At 74.4% G+C, this 18,474-nt stretch carries 13 protein-coding genes and 2 pseudogenes; 9 read left to right on the forward strand and 6 right to left on the reverse strand.

What is annotated here, in order from left to right; translation table 11 throughout:
- Positions 1–255: pseudogene (locus EAO77_RS28590) on the reverse strand (serine/threonine protein kinase); the annotation flags it as partial.
- On the opposite strand from EAO77_RS28590, the pseudogene EAO77_RS40475 reads away from it, so the two are divergent.
- From EAO77_RS40475 to EAO77_RS28605, 3 genes and pseudogenes are all read left to right on the forward strand, one after another.
- Positions 222–572 (forward strand): annotated as a pseudogene (locus EAO77_RS40475) (DUF2236 domain-containing protein); the annotation flags it as partial. The pseudogenes EAO77_RS28590 and EAO77_RS40475 sit on opposite strands and share 34 nt — an antisense overlap.
- Positions 554–3,082 carry a serine/threonine-protein kinase gene (locus EAO77_RS28600; protein ID WP_147991229.1) on the forward strand — a complete coding sequence of 843 codons (2,529 nt, stop codon included), beginning with the start codon at positions 554–556 and terminating at the stop codon, positions 3,080–3,082. The pseudogene EAO77_RS40475 and the gene EAO77_RS28600, both read left to right, overlap by 19 nt.
- Before the next feature lie 201 nt (positions 3,083–3,283).
- On the forward strand, positions 3,284–4,825 hold the full coding sequence (locus EAO77_RS28605; RefSeq protein ID WP_147991230.1) for a phytoene desaturase family protein: 1,542 nt from the start codon (positions 3,284–3,286) through the stop codon (positions 4,823–4,825).
- A 7-nt stretch (positions 4,826–4,832) separates the two neighbouring features.
- Here EAO77_RS28605 and EAO77_RS28610 read toward each other — a convergent pair whose 3' ends face one another.
- Both EAO77_RS28610 and EAO77_RS28615 read right to left on the reverse strand, forming a co-directional pair.
- Entirely contained in the window at positions 4,833–6,143 is a 1,311-nt protein-coding gene (locus EAO77_RS28610; protein WP_187283463.1) for an endo-1,4-beta-xylanase, read from the reverse strand.
- Positions 6,144–6,522: 379 nt separating this feature from the next.
- A complete protein-coding gene (locus EAO77_RS28615) occupies positions 6,523–8,340 on the reverse strand; it encodes a serine hydrolase domain-containing protein (protein ID WP_147991232.1) in 1,818 nt (605 codons plus the stop codon).
- A 223-nt stretch (positions 8,341–8,563) separates the two neighbouring features.
- On the opposite strand from EAO77_RS28615, the gene EAO77_RS28620 reads away from it, so the two are divergent.
- Complete coding sequence (locus EAO77_RS28620; RefSeq protein WP_187283459.1) at positions 8,564–9,673, forward strand: calcium:proton antiporter; 1,110 nt, start codon at positions 8,564–8,566, stop codon at positions 9,671–9,673.
- A gap of 109 nt (positions 9,674–9,782) precedes the next feature.
- On the opposite strand, the gene EAO77_RS28625 is transcribed toward EAO77_RS28620, so the two are convergent.
- Positions 9,783–12,164 (reverse strand): penicillin acylase family protein, encoded by a 2,382-nt coding sequence (locus tag EAO77_RS28625; RefSeq protein ID WP_147991279.1) that lies wholly within the window; start codon positions 12,162–12,164, stop codon positions 9,783–9,785.
- Positions 12,165–12,342: 178 nt separating this feature from the next.
- On the opposite strand from EAO77_RS28625, the gene EAO77_RS28630 reads away from it, so the two are divergent.
- Positions 12,343–13,845, forward strand: a complete 1,503-nt coding sequence (locus tag EAO77_RS28630; RefSeq protein WP_147991233.1) for an acyl-CoA synthetase — start codon at positions 12,343–12,345, stop codon at positions 13,843–13,845.
- A 63-nt stretch (positions 13,846–13,908) separates the two neighbouring features.
- Here the strand turns inward: EAO77_RS28630 and paaK are convergent, their stop codons facing one another.
- A complete protein-coding gene (gene paaK, locus EAO77_RS28635; RefSeq protein ID WP_147991234.1) occupies positions 13,909–15,204 on the reverse strand; it encodes a phenylacetate--CoA ligase PaaK in 1,296 nt (431 codons plus the stop codon).
- A 295-nt stretch (positions 15,205–15,499) separates the two neighbouring features.
- Here paaK and EAO77_RS28640 point away from each other — a divergent pair, with 295 nt between their 5' ends.
- The 3 genes from EAO77_RS28640 (at position 15,500) to EAO77_RS28650 (ending at position 17,184) form a co-directional block, all read left to right on the forward strand.
- Positions 15,500–16,033, forward strand: coding sequence for a VOC family protein (locus EAO77_RS28640; protein ID WP_147991235.1), 534 nt, complete (start codon positions 15,500–15,502; stop codon positions 16,031–16,033).
- 159 nt (positions 16,034–16,192) lie between these two features.
- Complete coding sequence (locus EAO77_RS28645) at positions 16,193–16,444, forward strand: DUF397 domain-containing protein (RefSeq protein WP_147991236.1); 252 nt, start codon at positions 16,193–16,195, stop codon at positions 16,442–16,444.
- A gap of 53 nt (positions 16,445–16,497) precedes the next feature.
- Complete coding sequence (locus EAO77_RS28650; RefSeq protein WP_147991237.1) at positions 16,498–17,184, forward strand: CGNR zinc finger domain-containing protein; 687 nt, start codon at positions 16,498–16,500, stop codon at positions 17,182–17,184.
- Positions 17,185–17,372: 188 nt separating this feature from the next.
- Here EAO77_RS28650 and EAO77_RS28655 read toward each other — a convergent pair whose 3' ends face one another.
- On the reverse strand, positions 17,373–17,756 hold the full coding sequence (locus EAO77_RS28655) for a hypothetical protein (protein ID WP_147991238.1): 384 nt from the start codon (positions 17,754–17,756) through the stop codon (positions 17,373–17,375).
- Between the two features lie 189 nt (positions 17,757–17,945).
- Here EAO77_RS28655 and EAO77_RS28660 point away from each other — a divergent pair, with 189 nt between their 5' ends.
- Positions 17,946–18,446 (forward strand): hypothetical protein, encoded by a 501-nt coding sequence (locus EAO77_RS28660; RefSeq protein WP_147991239.1) that lies wholly within the window; start codon positions 17,946–17,948, stop codon positions 18,444–18,446.
- The last annotated feature ends 28 nt before the right edge of the window (positions 18,447–18,474 follow it).

The following is an 18,474-nucleotide window of genomic DNA, read 5'->3' on the forward strand; positions in this document are numbered from 1 at the left end:
CTGCTTGTTGTCGTCCATCAGCTGGCTGAGGTTTCGCCCGTCCAGCAGTTCCATGACGAGGTACAGCACCCCGTCGTGCTCGCCGAAGTCGTGCACCACGGTCACCCCGCGGTGCTGGAGGGCGGCGGCCACCCGGGCCTCGCGGCGGAACCTCTCCCGGAGCACGTCGCCGAACGACCGGTCGGGCTGGGCCCCCACCGGTTTCAGGCACTTGACCGCCACGCCGCGCCCCAGCGACTCGTCACGGGCACGCCCTGCTGTGGCGGCATGTCGCCGCCCTCGCGTACGACTCGCTGCCCGGCCGGGCCCACGCCCTGTACGGGAGACCCGCCCCGCCCGCGGCGGCCGTCTCGCACCGGCTCGCCGTCACCGGGGGTCTGCTGCGGCGCATCCCCGCCCGGATACGCTGGCAGTTGCCGCCCGGCCACATCCTGAAGGCGATGGCACGGCTCGGACCCGGCACCCGCCCCACCCCGCACGGACTCACAGGGCAGACCGCCATACTGGACGGTCAGGGGAGGGCGAACGGCAGCGACGGGGGCGACGGCACGAGATGGCGGAAACCAGGCTGATCCACGGCCGGTACCGACTGCTCGATCTCATCGGGCGGGGCGGCATGGGCGAGGTGTGGCGTGCCCGTGACGAGTCGCTGGGGCGCGGCGTGGCGGTCAAGTGCCTGAAACCGGTGGGGGCCCAGCCCGACCGGTCGTTCGGCGACGTGCTCCGGGAGAGGTTCCGCCGCGAGGCCCGGGTGGCCGCCGCCCTCCAGCACCGCGGGGTGACCGTGGTGCACGACTTCGGCGAGCACGACGGGGTGCTGTACCTCGTCATGGAACTGCTGGACGGGCGAAACCTCAGCCAGCTGATGGACGACAACAAGCAGCAGCCGCTCTCCGTGGACGAGGTCGTCGACATCGCCGACCAGGTGGCCGACGCCCTCGCGTACACGCACGCCCAGGGCATCGTCCACCGCGACCTGAAGCCCGCCAACATCATGCGGCTGACCGGCGGGACGGTGAAGATCTGCGACTTCGGCATCGCCCGCCTCGGTGAGGACATCGGCCTCAGCTCCAAGCTCACCGGCACCGGCATCGCCATGGGCACCCCGCACTACATGTCGCCGGAGCAGATCGGCGGCGGCTCCGTCGACCACCGCAGCGACCTCTACTCGCTCGGCTGCGTGCTGTACGAACTCGCCACCGGAGCACCGCCGTTCGACCTGGAGGACACCTGGTCGATCCTCGTGGGCCACCGCGACACCGTCCCGGTGCCGCCGCGGGAGGTGCGCGGGGAGATCCCCGAGTACCTGGAGCGGGCGGTCCTCGACCTGCTCGCCAAGACCCCCGAGCAACGGCCCGCGGACGCGGACGAGCTCCGCCGGCGCATCGGCGCGGCCCGCCACTCGGGCGCCCACCCGGCGCTCCCGCCGCAGCGCCCGGCCGCGGGCCGCGCGCCGTTGCTGCCGGACTGGACCCGGGGCATGACGGAGGGCATCAGGGTCGCGGGCACCCCCGCCGGCGGGCCCCCGCTGCCCGACCACACCGCCGCGCTCACCGGCGCCTGGACCAACCCGCCGGTGATCGCCCAGGTCCCCGCGCAGCACGCCCACGGCCTCTTGGACACCTCCTACCCCGGCCGCCGGCCGCCCGCCCCGCCGACGGGCGCCACCGGCCCGCACCCGCCGGCCGCGCCCACGGGGTTCACGCCGCACACCCCCGTCGCCCCGCCCACGGGGTCCACGGCCCCGCACACTCCCGCTTCCCCGCCCACGGGGTTCGCGCCGCACCCGCCCGTCTCCCCGGCCACGGGGTTCACCGGACCGCACACCCCGGCCCCGGCCCCGGGGTTCACCGGGCCGCACACGCCCGCCCCGCTGCCCGGGCCCGGCGGTGTCGGTGCGCCGGGCGGGACGGGGCCGCAGGCGCAGGGGCGCCCCACCCCGCCGCCCGAACTGCTCGCCGTCCTCGCCGGCCGGCACGACGCCGGTCTGAGCCTCGGGCGGCTGGGGCGCTGGGACGAGGCCGGCGAGGTGCACCGGTCGGTCGCGGCGGAGCGCGCCGCGCTGCTCGGCCCCGGGCATCCCGACACCCTCGCCAGCCGCTACGAGGTCGCCTTCAGCCTCAGCAGGACCGGCCGCGCGGCCGAGGCCCTGGCCGAGTTCTCCGCGGTCGGTGCCGGACGCGGGAGCGCGCTCGGCCCGGATCATCCCGACACCCTCGCCGCCCGGCAGGAGGCCGCCTACGTACTCGGCCGGCTCGGCCGGCACGAGGAGGCCCACCGGATCTACGAGTCCGTCCTGGAGTCCCGGTCCCGCACCATGGGCCCCGACCATCCCGACACCCTGCGCTGCCGCCACAACCTCGCGTTCAACCTGAGCCGGCTGGGCCGATTGGAGGACTCCTGCCGGATGGCCGGCGAGGTCGCCGACACCCGCGCCCGCGTCCTCGGCGCCACCCACCCCGACACCCTGGCGACCCGGTACGAGGTCGCCTGCACACTCGGCAGGCTGGGCCGCTGGACCGAGGCGCTCGGCACCTACCGGGAGGTGGCCGAGGCCCGAGCCGCCACCCTCGGCCCCGACCATCCCGACACCCTCGCCGCCCGCTACGAGGTGGGCATCAGCCTCGGCCGGCTGGGGCGCAGCGCCGAGGCCCTCGACCTCTACCGGGGGCTCGTCGACGACCGCACCCGGGTGCACGGACCCGCCGACCCGGAGACCCTGCGCGCCCGGCACACCCTCGGCGTCAACCTGGGCCGGCTCGCCCGCTGGCACGAGGCGCTCGCCGAGGCGCGCGAGGTCTGCTCCCTGCGGGAGCGGGTGCTGGGGCCCGACCACCCCGACACCCTGGTCAGCCGCCGGGAGATCGCCGTCGGGTTCGGCTGGCTGGGCCGCTGGCAGGACGCGTACGCCGTCTACCGCCAGGTCGCCGACGCCCGCGAGCGGGTGCTGGGCGCCGGCCATCCGGACACCCTGGCCAGCCGCAACGACGAGGCCCACTGCCTCGAACAGCTCGGACGCCACTCCGAGGCCGTCGACCTCTACCGCCGGGTCGCCGCGCWGCGCGGCGCCCCGCCCGTCTGACGACCGGCCCCGCCCCGCCCGCCTGACGACCGGCCCCGCCCCCGCCGGCGGGACACCGGCTCCGCCTCGCCCGACGACCTCCCCGCACCGCCCCGGACCCCGCGCGGCGGCGCCSGGCGGGGCACCCGCCCCGCCCGGGGCCGCCCCGGACCCCGGGGCGGTGCCCGGGGTCATCGGGCCCGGGCCCTGTAGTGTCCGGCCATGCCAGCTCACGCCTCGTACGACGCCGTCATCGTCGGCGGGGGCCACAACGGCCTCGTCGCCGCCGCCTACCTCGCCCGCGCGGGCCGGTCGGTGCTGCTCCTGGAACGCGGTGCGACGACCGGGGGAGCGGCCGTCTCCACCCGTCCGTTCCCCGGTGTCGACGCCCGGCTGTCCCGCTTCTCGTACCTGGTCTCCCTGCTGCCCGGCAAGATCGTGCGCGACCTCGGCCTGGCCTTCGCCGTGCGCAAGCGGGACATCTCCTCGTACACGCCCACCCGCGCCGGGGACGGACTCCTCGTCGGCGGCCCCGGGACGGCCGAGTCCTTCGCCCGGCTCACCGGCGGCGACCGCGAGTACACGGCCTGGCAGGAGTTCTACGGCCTCACCCGCTCGGTCGCCGAGCGGGTGTTCCCGACGCTGACCGAGCCGCTGCCCACGCGGGAGGAACTGCGTGCCCGCGTCGGCGACGAGGACGCCTGGCGGATGCTGTTCGAGGAGCCGATCGGCACCGCGATCGAGCGGCGTTTCGACCACGACCTGGTCCGGGGCGTGGTCCTCACGGACGCGCTGATCGGCACGTTCGCCGACGCCCACGACCCCTCGCTGGCCCAGAACCGCTGCTTCCTCTACCACGTCATCGGCGGCGGCACCGGTGACTGGGACGTCCCCGTGGGCGGCATGGGCGCGCTGACCGACGCCCTGGCGGCCGCCGCCCGCTCGGCGGGTGCGGAGATCGCCGTCGGGCACGAGGTGACGGCGGTCGCGACCGACGGCGCGCGGGCGGAGGTGTCGTTCAGGGCGCCCTCGGGCGAGGGCACCGTGGGCGCCGGCCACGTCCTGGTGAACGCCTCGCCCCGGGAACTGGCCGCGCTGATCGGCGACCCGGAGCCCGCCCCCGCCGAGGGCGCACAGCTGAAGGTGAACATGCTGCTGCGGCGGCTGCCGCGGCTGCGGGACCGCAGGGTCGAACCGGCGGACGCCTTCGCCGGAACCTTCCACGTATCCGAGGGCTACGGACAACTGGCCGCGGCCTACCGGGAGGCGGCGGCGGGCCGGGTGCCGGGCGCCCCGCCGTCCGAGATCTACTGCCACTCGCTGACCGACCCGTCCATCCTGGGGCCGGGACTGAACGCGGAGGGCGCCCACACCCTCACACTGTTCGGACTCCACACCCCGGCCCGGCTGTTCGCCGAGGACAACGAGGCGACGCGGGAACGGCTGCTGGCGGCGACCCTCGCCGAACTCGACGGCTACCTGGAGGAGCCGATCGCCTCGGTCCTCGCCCTCGACGCGGACGGACGGCCCTGCATCGAGGCCAAGACCCCGCTCGACCTCGAAGCCGAACTGCGGCTGCCCGGCGGGCACATCTTCCACCGGGACCTCTCCTGGCCGTGGGCGGCGGAGGGCACCGGGCGCTGGGGCGTGGAGACGGCGCACCCGAACGTGCTGCTCTGCGGGGCGGGCGCGGTCCGCGGCGGCGGTGTCAGCGGAGTGCCCGGCCACAACGCCGCGATGGCGGTGCTGGGCCGGGCGGACTGACCGCTCGTCAGGAGACCTTGCAGGCGCCGACGGCCGGCGGCGACGCGCTGCCGCCGTTGGTCGTGACGGTGAAGCCGAAGGACGTGGAGGCGCCCGCGGCGAGGCTGCCGTTGTAGCTCGGCCGCATCGTCAGCACCGTGCCGCTGCCGTCCCAGCTCGCCGTGCCGTTCCAGGAGTTGGCCACCTTCTGCGGCGCGGTGAAGGTCAGCGGGACCTCCCAGGTGGTGATCGCCGCGCTGCCGGCGGTGACGGTCACCTGGCCGTTGTAGCCGCCGGGCCAGCTCGCCGTGGTGGTGTAGGCGGCGGTGCAGGACCCGGTGCCGCCGCCGGGCGGGTTGCCACCGCCGTCCGGGGTGCCGCCGAGCGCCGTCAGCACCGCCGCGTAGGCGGGCTTCTTCTGGTAGGTGCCGTCGAAGAGCAGCGGGGTGCCGCTGCTGCGCCACGAGTACTTGTCCGTCACCCCCCACACCGTGATCCCGGTGCACCGGGTGACGGCGAGGCACGCCTTGGTGACGTTCGCGTAGTTGGTGGCCTGCGCCGAGCCGGAGCCCTCGATGTCGAGCTCGGTGATCTGCACGTCGACGCCGAGGTCGGCGAAGCGCTGCAGGTTGGCCTGGTAGTCGGAGGGCACCGGCGACTGGGCGTTGAAGTGGGACTGGAAGCCGACGCAGTCGATGGGCACACCGCGCTGCTTGAAGTCCTTGACCATGGCGTAGACCGCGTTGCTCTTCGCGTTGGCGCCGTCGGTGTTGTAGTCGTTGTAGCAGAGCTGGGCGGCGGGATCGGCGGCCCGGGCGGTGCGGAAGGCCTCCTCGATGAAGCCGTCGCCCAGCTTGTCCTGGAACGGCGAACTGCGGCGGGCGCCGCTCCCGCCGTCCTGGAAGGCCTCGTTGACGACGTCCCAGGCGGCGATCCTGCCCTTGTAGTGCGTCATCACCTGGGTGATGTGGTTGTTCATCGCCGAGCGCAGATCGGTGGCGCCGAGGGAGCCGACCCATCCCGGCAGCTGGGAGTGCCATACGAGGGTGTGCCCGCGGACCTGCATGCCGCGGCCCTCGGCATGGCTGACGATCCGGTCGGCGGAGCCGTACGAGAAGGAGCCGCGGCTCGGCTCCAGCGCGTCCCACTTCATCTCGTTCTCGGGGGTCACCGAGGAGAACTCGGTGTTGAGCGTGGCGGTGTAGTCGGCCTCGCCGAGGCGGTTCGCGGCCACGGCCGTACCGAAGTAGCGGCCCTTCTCGGCCGCGGCGGCTCCGAGCGTGGTCGCTGCCGCCTGCGCGGTGCCGGAGAGCGCGACGATGCCCGCGGCGGCGAGCATCCCCGACGTTCCCGCGGCCAGTACGCGGCGCGCGAAAGACTTCCTGGTCACATCCGAACCCTTCGTCCAGGGGGTGAGGAGCGAGTGAGAGTGTTGCCCCGGCCGAACGGCGCGTCAACGCCGGTGATCTCGAAACATTTCGATCCCGTCGCGCGGTTCGGGTGGCAGGCCGGATGCTCTGAGCTGCATCGATCCACCGCTCCTCGGCAGGTTGCCGCGCTCCTGCCGCGAGATGATGTGAAGTTTCACAGCGGTGTTACGAAACTCCGTCGAACGTTCGAAGCCGATGAAGTGGGCCCACGGGCGGGCCGGCCCATGGAGCGGCCCCTGTGCCGCGGCGGTCGCCGTGGCACAGGGGCCGGGAACTGCGGTGCGCCCGTCAGTCGCGTGACGGGACCCAGCCGGTGGCCCGGATCCGGGCCGTGTCGGACGGCCGCGACTCGTCGAAGAGGCGGCGTCCGGAGGAGTCCTCGACGCGCAGGGCGTCCGCGTACACGCCCCGGCCCGTGTAGAGCCGGTCGGTGGCGCAGCGCCAGCGGACGGCCACCGGCGCGTCGCCCCAGGCCGACAGGTCGGCCGTGACGCCGTGCCAGACCCGGCCCGACCAGCCGGTGGCCGTGCCGCCCTCGTGCGTGCGCGCGGTGCCGTCCGGCCCGGTGGTCACGAACGGCACCGGCTGCCAGGTCGCCCCGCCGTCCGCGGACGCCTCCAGGAAGACGGCGTCGGCGCCCGGCTCGGTGTCCCACCACAGGGAGCAGCGCAGCCGCGCCGCGCCCGGCCCCGCGGGCGGCAGGGTGAGGGTGGCCGTGGTGCCGTTCGCCGTGCCGGTGAACCAGGCGGTGCGTCCCCGCGCGGGCCGCACGGGGACCGCGCGGGCCATGGCGTCGGCCGCCGCCACCCGCGGAGCGCTGCCGGAACGCCAGCTGCGCACCGGGTGGACCGAGTTGCCGAGGACGATCAGGAACGAGTCGGTGGTCGGGTCGAGCACCATGCTGGTCCCGGTGAAACCGGTGTGTCCCGCGGTGCGCGGGGTGGCCATCGCCCCCATGTACCAGTGCTGGTAGAGCTCGAAGCCCAGGCCGTGCTCGTCGCCCGGGAAGTCGGTGTTGAAATCGGTGAACATCAGCTCGACCGATTCTGGGGCCAGGATCCGCGCGCGGCCGTAGCCGCCGCCGTTCAGCAGGGTGCGGGCGAGGACCGCCAGGTCCCACGCGCAGGAGAACACCCCGGCGTGGCCCGCGACCCCGCCGAAGCCGTACGCGTTCTCGTCGTGCACCTCGCCCCACACCAGCCCCCGGTCGAGGCCGGACCAGGGCAGCCGGGCGTCCTCCGTCGCGGCGATGCGCGGTTTCCACTCGGCGGGCGGGTTGAAGCGTGTGCGGTGCATCCCCAGCGGAGCGGTGATCTCGTCGTGGAGCAGCGCATCCAGGGCGCGGCCGGTGATCTTCTCCAGGACCAGCTGCAGCGAGATCAGGTTGAGGTCGGAGTAGAGGTAGCGGGTGCCCGGCGGGTTCAGCGGCGCCTCGTTCCACAGGAGCCGCAGCCGCCCCTCCTGCGTCGGCTCCTTGAAGAGCGGGATCCAGGAGCGGAAGCCCGAGGTGTGCGTCAGCAGCTGGCGCACCGTGATGTCCTGCTTGCCGCCCCCGGCGAACTCGGGCAGGTACGCGGCGACGGTCGCCTCCAGCTCCAGCGTCCCCCGCTCGATCTGCTGCACGGCGAGGATCGAGGTGAACAGCTTGGAGACCGAGGCCAGGTCGAAGACGGTGTCCTCGTGCATCGGGATCTGCCGGTCCTCGGGCAGCTCGACGCCGGTGTCGGTCGCCTCGTCGTAGGCGGAGTAGCGCAGCGCCTTCCCGATGGCCCGGTGCAGGGCGACCGTGCCCCCGCGTCCGGCCAGCAGGACGGCTCCCGCGTACCAGGGGCGGCGGGGGGAGGGCTGGAGGAACGCTTCGGCGTCGGTGACCAGGCGGTCGAGATGCGGGGCGAGCAGCCCCGCCCGCGCGGGGGTGCCGCGCCGCAGGGTCGCCAGGTGCGGCCCCGCACCGCCGCCTGCAGCGGAGCCGGCCGCGGGGCCGGCCGCCGTCGCCGCGAAAGGCACGGAGGCGAGTGCGAGCGCCCCTCCCAGGGCCATCGCCCCGCGGCCCAGTCCTCGTCGGCTGATGGCTCCACTCCCTCTGTGCGCTGCGTCCTCGGTCATCCGGAATCCTCCCTGAAAGTATCTTTCGGATCTTCGGCGACACGTGAAGCTTTCTTGCAGTGTCGGTGGACTGTCAACCATCCCGGCGAAGGTGATGCCCTGTCAGAGAAGGGCGCGACGCACCCACGGGCCCGAGCGCCGGGGAGGGCGCGGCCCCCGTGGTGCCTGGTCCGGCCGGCCTCTCGTCGCGCGCACGCTGCCGGGCGCTGGCAGCCTTGCCCGCATGAGCGCGGTGAGCCTGATGTCCTTCATGCGCCGGTGGACCGTCTGGGTGCCGTTGGCCGCGGTCGTCGCGCTGGTGCTCAGCTGGGGACGCCACCTCTCACCGCTCGCCGTCGTGGTGGTGGCCCTCTGTCTCGCCGGGGCCGTGCTCGCCGCCGTCCATCACGCGGAGGTCGTGGCCCACCGCGTCGGGGAACCGTTCGGCTCCCTGGTGCTGGCCGTCGCCGTCACCGTGATCGAGGTGGCCCTGATCGTCACCCTGATGGTGGACGGGGGCGCGAAGTCCGCCACCCTGGCCCGGGACACCGTCTTCGCCGCCGTCATGATCACCTGCAACGGGATCGTCGGGCTGTCCCTGCTCGTCGCCGCGCTCCGCCACCGTGTCGCCGTCTTCAACGCCGAGGGGTCGGGGGCCGCGCTCGCCACCGTCGCCACCCTCGCGACCATGAGCCTGGTGCTGCCCACGTTCACCACCAGCAAGCCGGGGCCCGAGTTCTCCACCGCCCAGCTCACCTTCGCCGCGATCGCCTCCCTGGGGCTGTACGCGCTGTTCGTCGCCGTCCAGACGGTCCGCCACCGGGAGTACTTCCTGTCCGTCACCCATGACGGCGAGCTCAAGGACGAGGAGGCGGCGAACCGGGCCGGGAGCCCCACCCGCGCCGCCGCGATCACCAGCCTCGTGCTCCTGCTCGTCGCGCTCGTCGCCGTGGTGGGCGACGCCAAGGCCGTCTCGCCCACCATCGAGTCGGGGGTGGAGTCCGCCGGGATGCCGCACTCCGTCGTCGGCGTGGTGATCGCCCTGCTGGTGCTGCTGCCGGAGACCCTCGCCGCCGTGCGGGCCGCCCGGCGCGAGCGGGTGCAGACCAGCCTCAACCTGGCCCTCGGCTCGGCGATGGCCAGCATCGGCCTGACCATCCCCGTCATCGCCCTGGCGACGATCTGGCTGGAGGGACCGCTGGTGCTCGGTCTCGGAGCCACCCATATGGTGCTGCTCGCCCTGACGGTCGTCACCGGCGCGCTCACCATCGTGCCCGGCCGGGCGACGCCCCTCCAGGGCGGCGTGCACCTGGCGATCCTCGCGGCCTTCGTCTTCCTGGCCGTCAGCCCGTGAACGCACGAGCCCGTGACGCACGAATTCCGTGAACCCGTGCGCTCGTGCCCCGCGGACGCGTGGGCCCGCGACCGGGCGTCCCCGGCCACGGGCCCACCGCTGCCGCAGGTCAGCGGCGCTCGCGCACCCGGACCACCTCCAGCTCCGGCGAGGCGAGGATGTCCCGCTCGCAGAAGCGCGACGTCACCCAGCGCTCGCCCGAGTAGAGCGCCGTCTGGTCCCGGTGATGCGCCGACGCGGGGTTGGACGACTGCGCGTAGGCGAGCAGGGTGCGGGCCACCGGGCAGCCGCTGCCGTCCCAGCCGACCGCCTGCACATGGCTGGAGCCGTGGGCGACCTCCGCGTAGCCGCCGGCCGCCGCCTGCCAGCCCGCCTCGATCTTGTTCCACACACCCAGCGCCTCGGTGCCCCCGTGGACGGGGAACCGCTCACCGCCCCGCACCACGAACTGGTGGTCGCCGAGCGGCGCGTCCGGTTCGACACCCGCCGCGCGCAGTTCCGCCACCGCGCCGGTGAGCGCCGCGGCGAACTGCGGGAGCGACGTGTCCAGGGTGTTCGGCGTGGCCACCGGGTCGGCCGCCGAGAACGGGACCTTCCACAGCCGGGCCGCCGGGACGGACGCCGTCAGCGCGCGCCAGAACCGGTCGAACAGCAGGGCACCCCGGCTGCCGGTGTCCATCCGCCCGTCCCAGCCCGCCAGGGCGTCGCACGCCTGCGTCGGGGCGGGTGAGAGCGACCGGCACGCGCGGACGGTGTCCGCGAGCGCGAGGCCGGCCGCCGGCACCCGGTTGGCGAACTGCTGCCGCTGGAGGTCGCGCACCGTCAGGCGCCCGCGGTCCGCCATCGCCGCCACGTCCTCCACGGCGCCCCGGGTGCGCAGCGACCGGGGCGTGCCGGTGTTGCCGAAGACCCGCTCGTAGCCGGTGAGCGGCGTGTCGGCGTTCGCGAGCCAGGCGCTGTCGTTGGAGTTCTCCGCGTACGGCGCGTCCTGGAGCAGGGGCATCCGGGAGGGGCCGAAGATCCCCGGCTGCACCGCGTCCCGGTCCCGGCCGAGGGCGCAGTCGCCGCGCGCCCCGTCCAGCACGGCGACGCCCGACGACGGGTACGTCACGCGGCCCAGCGGGGTCGAGCACCGCTCCGCCAGATCGTCCGTGATCCGGGGCAGTACCTGGGACTGGGTGAACAGCGAGCGCCCCGAGGCGTCCGCGGCGATCGTGTTGACCCAGGGCAGGCCCTGCGTACGGCGCAGCCCGCGCACGATGTCGCCGGTCGAGCGGGCCTTCGCGAAGGCCAGACCCGTGTCGGTGGCGCGCAGGTTCACCGCGTTGGGGTCGTTCAGCGCGTACGCGGTGGTCGTGGACCACGGCAGCGGCAGCGAGGCGCCGAGCGAGGTCACGACGGGGCCGTAGCGCGTCCAGTACTGCGTCCGGCTGACGGGGGCGCCGTCCTTCACGGGCACCGTGACCGTCCGGCGCGTCATCCGCTCGCGCACGCCGTCGACCACGTACACCGTCGGGTCGGCCGGGTCGAGGGTGAGCTGGTGCAGGTTGAGCGTGACACCCGTCGCCACCGTGTGGCTCCAGGCCACCCGCTCGTTGAAGCCGATGCTGACACCGACGGTGCCGAGCAGCGAGGCTCCCGAGACGTTCAGCTCCCCGGGGATGGTCTGCTGCGACTGCCAGAAGCGCCGGCCGCCGTGCCAGGGGTAGTGCGGATTGCCGAGCAGCAGCCCGCGGCCGTTCGCGGTCACCTGCCCGCCGAACGCCACCGCGTTCGACCCCATGTCGGCGCTCTCGGCGGCGAACAGCCGCCGGGCGGCCTCCGCCGCCTCGGCCGGGTCCGGTGCCGCGGCCGGTGCCGCGCCCGCGGAACCGGGCGGCGCCGCGGCCGTGATGCCGTCGACACCACGGCCCTGGCCGCCGAGCACGGAGACGGCGAACCCCCGGCGGGCGACGTCCAGCGCCGTCACCGGACGCACCCAGTCGGCGCCCCGGCAGGCCGGGTCGGTGATCCGGTTGCGGGCCAGCCAGGCGTTGTAGCCCGCCGCCCAGCCGCGCATCAGCTCCTCGGTCTCGCGGCTCGGTCCGGCGGGCGCCGGCGTGGCGAGCAGCCGCTCGACCGTCCCCGCGTCGCGGATCCCGCGGAAGTACAGATCACTGCCGAGGTTCTTCGTCGCCGACGACAGCGACCCGTCCGGTGCGCCGTCCGGGCCGAAGTGGCGCGAGCGTTCGCCGCGCACCGTGACGAACCCGTCGGCCAGCACGCACACCTGGTCGGCGGCCTGCGCCCAGCCCGAGCCGAAGCCCAGGTCCGCGTAGTCCTTCGCCACGATGTGCGGGATGCCGTACTCGGTGTAGCGGATGACGGCGGACAGGCCGCCGCCCGAGGGATGCCGCTCGCGGCCGTCGGCCGCCGCCGCGGGCGGCAGCGCCGTCGCGGCGGTCAGCAGGGCGACGGCGGCCAGAGCGAGCCGTCCGATGCGGGTCCGGATGAGCAACGGTGCCTCCCGGCAGTGGGTGAGGAGCAGCGGAGCCCCATGCAGTCAGCACCCGGACACCCCTGTCAACCGTCCGGTCGGTATCCGGTCTCCTGACGTCCCGTCGCCCGGCCGCCGTCCGGTCGGCGTCCGCCCCTTGACGTCCCGTCATCCGGCCACTGAGGATCACGCCATGACAGGCGCCCACCGCAACACGGTCGACTCCCTCGTACGCCGCAGTGCCCGGCGCACCCCGGACCGCACCGCCGTCCGCTACGCCGACCGCACCTGGACGTACGCCGAACTCGACACGGCCGTCTCCACCGCGGCGGCCGTCCTCGGGGACCACGGCCTCGGCCCCGGCGAACGGGTCGCCGCCTACGGCCACAACTCCGACGCCTACCTGATCGCCTTCCTCGCCTGCGCCCGCGCCGGGCTCGTCCACGTCCCGGTCAACCAGAACCTCACCGGCGACGATCTCGCCTATGTGCTCTCCCAGTCGGGCAGCGCCCTGGTCCTCGCCGACCCCGCCCTCGCGCCCCGGCTGCCCGGCGGCGTGCCGGTGCGGGCACTGCGCGGGAGCGACGACTCGCTGCTCGCCGCGCTGTCCTCGCCCCGCCCGTTCGCCCCCGCCCGCGAGCCGGCCTCCGAGGACCTGGTCCAGCTGCTCTACACCTCCGGCACGACGGCCCTGCCCAAGGGCGCGATGATGACGCACCGCGCTCTGGTCCACGAGTACGTCAGCGCCATGACGGCGCTCGACCTGCACGCCACGGACCGCCCCGTGCACGCCCTGCCGCTCTACCACTCGGCGCAGATGCACGTCTTCCTGCTGCCCTACCTCGCGGTGGGGGCGGAGAACACCCTGCTGGACGCGCCCGACGCCGCGCAGATCTTCGACCTCGTCGAGGCGGGGCGGGCGGACAGCCTCTTCGCGCCGCCCACCGTCTGGATCGGCCTCGCGAACCACCCCGACTTCGCCACCCGGGACCTGACCGCGCTGCGCAAGGCGTACTACGGGGCCTCGATCATGCCCGTGCCCGTCCTGGAGCGGCTGCGCGCACGGCTGCCCGGCCTCGCCTTCTACAACTGTTTCGGTCAGTCCGAGATCGGCCCCCTCGCCACCGTTCTCGGCCCCGGCGAGCACGAGGGCCGGATGGACTCCTGCGGCCGCCCGGTGCTCTTCGTCGAGGCGAAGGTCGTCGACGAGGACGGCAAGGACGTCCCCGACGGCACGCCCGGCGAGGTCGTCTACCGCTCCCCGCAGCTGTGCGAGGGCTACTGGGACAAGCCGGAGGAGACCGAGGAGGCTTTCCGCGGCGGGTGGTTCCACTCCGGCGACCTCGCCGTGCGGGATGCCCAGGGGTACTTCACCGTGGTCGACCGGGTGAAGGACGTCATCAACTCCGGGGGCGTGCTGGTGGCCTCCCGCCAGGTCGAGGACGCCCTCTACACCCACCCCGCCGTCGCCGAGACGGCCGTCGTCGGCCTGCCCGACGACCGCTGGATCGAGGCGGTGACGGCCGTGGTCGTCACACGCGAGGAGGTCACGGAGGAGGAGCTGATCGCCCACGCCCGCGAGCGGCTGCCCCACTTCAAGGCCCCGAAGCGGGTCCTCTTCGCGGACGCCCTCCCGCGCAACGCCAGCGGCAAGATCCTCAAGCGCGAGCTGCGCGACCGCTTCGGGGAGGGGTAGCGGGACGCGGGGCGCCGCATTGCCGGGGCGGGCGCCTCCGCGCCTGGCGAGGGGCCGGCGCGCTCAGGCGCCCTCGGCCCGGCGCAGGTCCACGATGCGGCGGATCTTGCCGACCGAGCGCTCCAGGGTCTCCGGGTCGACCACCTCGACGGCGACCGAGACGCCGACGCCGTCCTTGACGGCGGCCGTCACGGCGCGGGCGGCGGCCGCGCGCTGGTCGCCCGTCGCCTCCGGACGCGCCTCCACCCGGACGGTGAGCGCGTCGAGCCGGCTCTCGCGGGTCAGCCGGAGCTGGAAGTGCGGCGCCACATGGGCGGTGCGCAGCACGATCTCCTCGATCTGGGTGGGGAAGAGGTTCACCCCGCGCAGGATGATCATGTCGTCGCTGCGCCCCGTCACCTTCTCCATCCGCCGGAACGCGCGCGCCGTGCCCGGCAGCAGCCGGGTGAGGTCCCGGGTGCGGTAGCGCACGACGGGCATGGCCTCCTTGGTGAGCGAGGTGAACACCAGCTCCCCCTGCTCCCCGTCCGGCAGGACCTCGCCGGTGAACGGGTCCACGATCTCGGGGTAGAAGTGGTCCTCCCAGATGTGGAGCCCGTCCTTGGTCTCCACGCACTCCTGGGCGACACCGGGCCCCATGACCTCCGAGAGCCCGTATATGTCGACCGCGTCGATGGCGAAGCGCTCCTCGATCTCGCGCCGCATCTCCTCCGTCCACGGTTCGGCGCCGAAGACGCCGACCTTCAGCGACGTGCCGCGCGGGTCGACGCCCTGGCGCTCGAACTCGTCGAGCAGGGTGAGCATGTACGAGGGCGTCACCATGATGATCTCGGGCCGGAAGTCCTGGATCAGCTGCACCTGACGCGCCGTCATGCCGCCGGATGCGGGGACGACCGTGCATCCCAGCCGCTCGGCGCCGTAGTGCGCGCCGAGACCGCCGGTGAACAGCCCGTATCCGTAGGCGATGTGGACCATGTGGCCGGGGCGGGCCCCGGCGGCGCGCAGGGAGCGGGCGACGACGTCGGCCCAGGTGTCCAGGTCGCGTTCGGTGTAGCCGACGACGGTCGGCCGCCCGGTGGTCCCGCTGGAGGCGTGGATGCGGCGCACCCGCGACCGGTCGACGGCGAACATGCCGAACGGGTAGTGATCACGCAGATCGGTCTTGGCGGTGAACGGGAAGCGCGCGAGGTCCGCGAGCGTACGGCAGTCCTCCGGGCGCACGCCGGCCGTGTCGAACGCGGCGCGGTAGAAGCCGACGTTGTCGTACGCGTGCCGGAGCGTGGCGCGCAGGCGCTCCAGTTGCAGTGCTTCGAGCTCCTCGCGCCCGAGCCGCTCCGCCGCGTCCAACAGGTCCGTCATGGGCTCACTTCCGTCGCAAACCGGGCGACCGATCATTCGGTCGTGCTGTCCGGGATCAGTTATTCAGCCGGTGCCCGGCCGCGTCAAGGCATCGGTGAGGGCCGTCCCGCGGACCGGAACCGCTGGTACGTCCGGGGGACGTCCGGTGCCCCTGTTGCGGGGAGCGGGCCGCAACCGGGGCGGACCGGGGCGAATCGCGGGAGGATGGCCGGGGAAGAGAAGTTGAATCCCGCAATCAAGCGGGATCCGGTCCTGTCCGGCCGCCGCCTTGTGCGATCGAATGAAGGAGTCCGTGATGCCGCAGCCCGAGGGAGCCGCGCTGGAGGCGATCCGCGCCCGCCGCGAGGAACTGCGCGACCGCTACCTGCACGCCCCCGCCGACCGCCCCGTGAGTTCCGCGCGCGGTGTGCACCATGTCGCGTTCATCTGCCGCGACGTCGAGGAGACCATCCGCTTCTACCAGGAGTTCCTCGGCTTCCCGCTGGTGGAGATCGTGGAGAACCGCGACTACCGGGGCTCCACCCACTTCTTCTTCGACATCGGCAACAACAACCTGCTCGGCTTCTTCGACTTCCCCGGCCACGACCACCCCCCGGCCACGGAGACGGTCGGCGGCGTCCAGCACCTCGCGCTCTCCGTCGATGCCCAGCAGTACGCGGCCGCGCGCAAGGCGCTCGACGCCGCGGGTGTGGACTACCTCGGACCGGACCGCGGTGTCGAGGACAGCCTCTACCTCCACGACCCCAACGGGGTGCCGCTGGAGCTCTACCGGGAACGCCTCGGCCTCTTCAACGGCGAGCAGATCCTCGAGACGGCCGTCGACGACTGACACCCGCGGGGCGCGCCGGGTGCCGGTTCCGCGGGCGGCACGCACGCGGGGCGCGGACCGTCCGACGGCGCACGCGGGCGGCGACACCCGCCCGGTGCCCTGTCCGTCACCGGACGCCGTCGCTACTGTGGCCGGGAACCGACGCGGGAGGAGCAGGACGTGGCCGAGAGCACCACCGGCACCACGGCGCGGAGGCCCGCGGGCCGGGACAAGCCCGCGCTGGATCTCAGCGGAGCCGACTGGCGGCCCGGCAGCCCCGGTGCGGGGGACGACGTCCAGATCGCCTTCGTCGAGGGCTTCATCGCGATGCGCAACGGCGGCCGGCCGGAGAACCCGTCGCTGATCTTCACCCCGGCCGGGTGGCCGGCCTTCGTCCGCAACGCCCGCGACGGCCGGTTCGACCGCACCTGAACGGAGCGGACCGGCTGCCGGGGGCGTCCGGGGCCGGGGTTACCGTTCTGGGCATGACCGCCGCCGCATCCGCCCTCGTCCTGGACCTCGTCCTCACCGTGCGCCACGACGGCCGCGGGGGAGTGGCCGACGACCTCGCCGACACCGAGGGGCTCGCCGCCTGGATCCGGGACCACGCCGACGGCATCGACGAGGCCGTGGTCGGGGCGCCGCTGGACGAACGGGCGGCGGTCGCCGTCCGCGACCTGCGGACGGCGGTGCGTTCCCTGTTCGCGCGGGCCGTGAGCCCCGGGCCGCCCAGCCGGGCGGACGGGAGCCGGCTGCTGCCGGCCGGCGTCGCGACGGCACGCCTCAACGCCGCGGCCGCCGCGGTACCCGTCGTACCGGTCCTGCGGTGGCCCGAGGACGGCGAGCCCGTGGCCGACCTCGTGCCCGCGGGCGGTCCGGGTGGTGTGCCGGGCGGTTCCGCGGGTGGTCCGGGCGGTTCCGGGATCGGTCCGGGCGGCTCCGCGGGTGGTCCGGGTGACGGTCTCGCGGGCCATCCGCTCACCGCCGTGCTCGCCCGCGCGGCGATCGCGTTCCTCGCGGGTCCCGACCGGTCCCGGCTGCGCGCCTGCCACGCGCCGCGGTGCGTGCGGTACTTCCTGAAGGACCACCCCCGCCAGGAGTGGTGCAAGCCGGCCTGCGGGAACCGCGCCCGCGTCGCCCGTCACCACGAGCGCCACCGCACCGACGGGTGACCTCGGGGCTCCGGCGTCCGCGGCCTGCCCGCTCCGAGCACGGGTCCGGGGCGCCGCGCTTCGTCGTTCCCCTCACCTCCGGCCCTCGCCCGCTCCGGCGGCCGGGCCCGGCCCGGCGGCGCCCGGCCTGCGCGCCCCCGCCGGCCCGCCGGCCGTGACGAGCACGCGCCTTGGGCGCCCTCGCCCCGCTACGCCGACGTCGGTGCCGTGTCCCTGCCGCCGCCGGTCGCCCCCGCCGTGCCGTTGATCTGCTCGATCGCCTGGCGCGCGTGCTCCCCCGGGGAGCGGGCCGTCAGCGAGGAGACGGAGGACGTGGCGGGCGGCGGCAGCTGCTGCGACCGCTCCGGGCTCGCCGGCGGGGCCGGCGCGGGCGCCGAGTGGGCGCCGGAGCGGAGGCGCAGGCGATGGCCCGCGGCCTCGTCGAGACTGACGGGACGCTGCATCCGGGTGGCGAGCCTGCCCGCCTCCCGGCCGAGCGCGGCCACGTCCTCCCAGGCCAGCCGGACGACGAGGCGGAGCTCGGCCTCACCGTCGGGGAGGGCCTGCAACGGAGGGCTGACACGGTCGTTCATGGACTGGTCCTCACCTTGTCGGTACCCGGTCCCCGGGGGTGCGCTGCTCCCCGCGGACGCCTGATGTGCCCACGAGTACGTCCGCGCGACACGCCGCGTTCACCGTCTCCCGCGCCGCGTCCCGGAGCGCCTCCGGCGGGTGTCGGCCCCGACTCGGCCGGGTGCCTCCGGACACGTACCATGGCGCTTATGTCGTTTCTCCGCCGCCGCAGCGCCGCCACTCCCGCGGGTCCGGACTTCGATGTCCTGGCCATGGATCCGGGCGACTGGCCCGGCAATCTGGGCGCCGGTCTGCTGCCCGCCCCCGACGGCACCTGCCAGGGCGTGTTCCTGCGCTACGACCTGTTCGGCGGCCGCGGCCCCGCGATGATCATCGGCAACCTCCCCGAGGGCTCGCCGGCCCGCGAGGTCGAGGAGGGCGAGATCCCCTTCGAGGCCGCCCAGCTGCTGCTCGCCCTGGAGAACGACGAGCCCGTCCATGTCACCGGTGTCGAGGACACCCCGGTGATGCAGGGCGACAACCTGCTCATCGTGCGGCGGGTGAAGCTCTCCGAGAGCCGCATCTCCTGCGTCCAGTTCGACCGCAGCGACAACGTGCTCGTCACCATCGCCAGCTGGGACCGGCCGATCACCGACGATCTCTACGCGCTGCTCAAGCCGCTCCCCGCGGAGCTCTTCCAGCAGGCCTGAGCGCCCTGTCCCCCTCCATGCTGCCCGG

Source organism: Streptomyces sp. T39, from assembly GCF_008042045.1.
Taxonomy (GTDB): domain Bacteria; phylum Actinomycetota; class Actinomycetes; order Streptomycetales; family Streptomycetaceae; genus Streptomyces.

Coding starts and splice junctions, on each gene's coding strand:
- EAO77_RS28605 (WP_147991230.1), top strand. CDS start 3,284: ATGCCAGCTCACGCCTCGTACGACGCCGTCATCGTCGGCGGGGGCCAC.
- EAO77_RS28610 (WP_187283463.1), bottom strand. CDS start 6,143: ATGCTCGCCGCCGCGGGCATCGTCGCGCTCTCCGGCACCGCGCAGGCG.
- EAO77_RS28615 (WP_147991232.1), bottom strand. CDS start 8,340: ATGACCGAGGACGCAGCGCACAGAGGGAGTGGAGCCATCAGCCGACGA.
- EAO77_RS28620 (WP_187283459.1), top strand. CDS start 8,564: ATGAGCGCGGTGAGCCTGATGTCCTTCATGCGCCGGTGGACCGTCTGG.
- EAO77_RS28630 (WP_147991233.1), top strand. CDS start 12,343: ATGACAGGCGCCCACCGCAACACGGTCGACTCCCTCGTACGCCGCAGT.
- paaK (WP_147991234.1), bottom strand. CDS start 15,204: ATGACGGACCTGTTGGACGCGGCGGAGCGGCTCGGGCGCGAGGAGCTC.
- EAO77_RS28640 (WP_147991235.1), top strand. CDS start 15,500: ATGCCGCAGCCCGAGGGAGCCGCGCTGGAGGCGATCCGCGCCCGCCGC.
- EAO77_RS28650 (WP_147991237.1), top strand. CDS start 16,498: ATGACCGCCGCCGCATCCGCCCTCGTCCTGGACCTCGTCCTCACCGTG.
- EAO77_RS28655 (WP_147991238.1), bottom strand. CDS start 17,756: ATGAACGACCGTGTCAGCCCTCCGTTGCAGGCCCTCCCCGACGGTGAG.
- EAO77_RS28660 (WP_147991239.1), top strand. CDS start 17,946: ATGTCGTTTCTCCGCCGCCGCAGCGCCGCCACTCCCGCGGGTCCGGAC.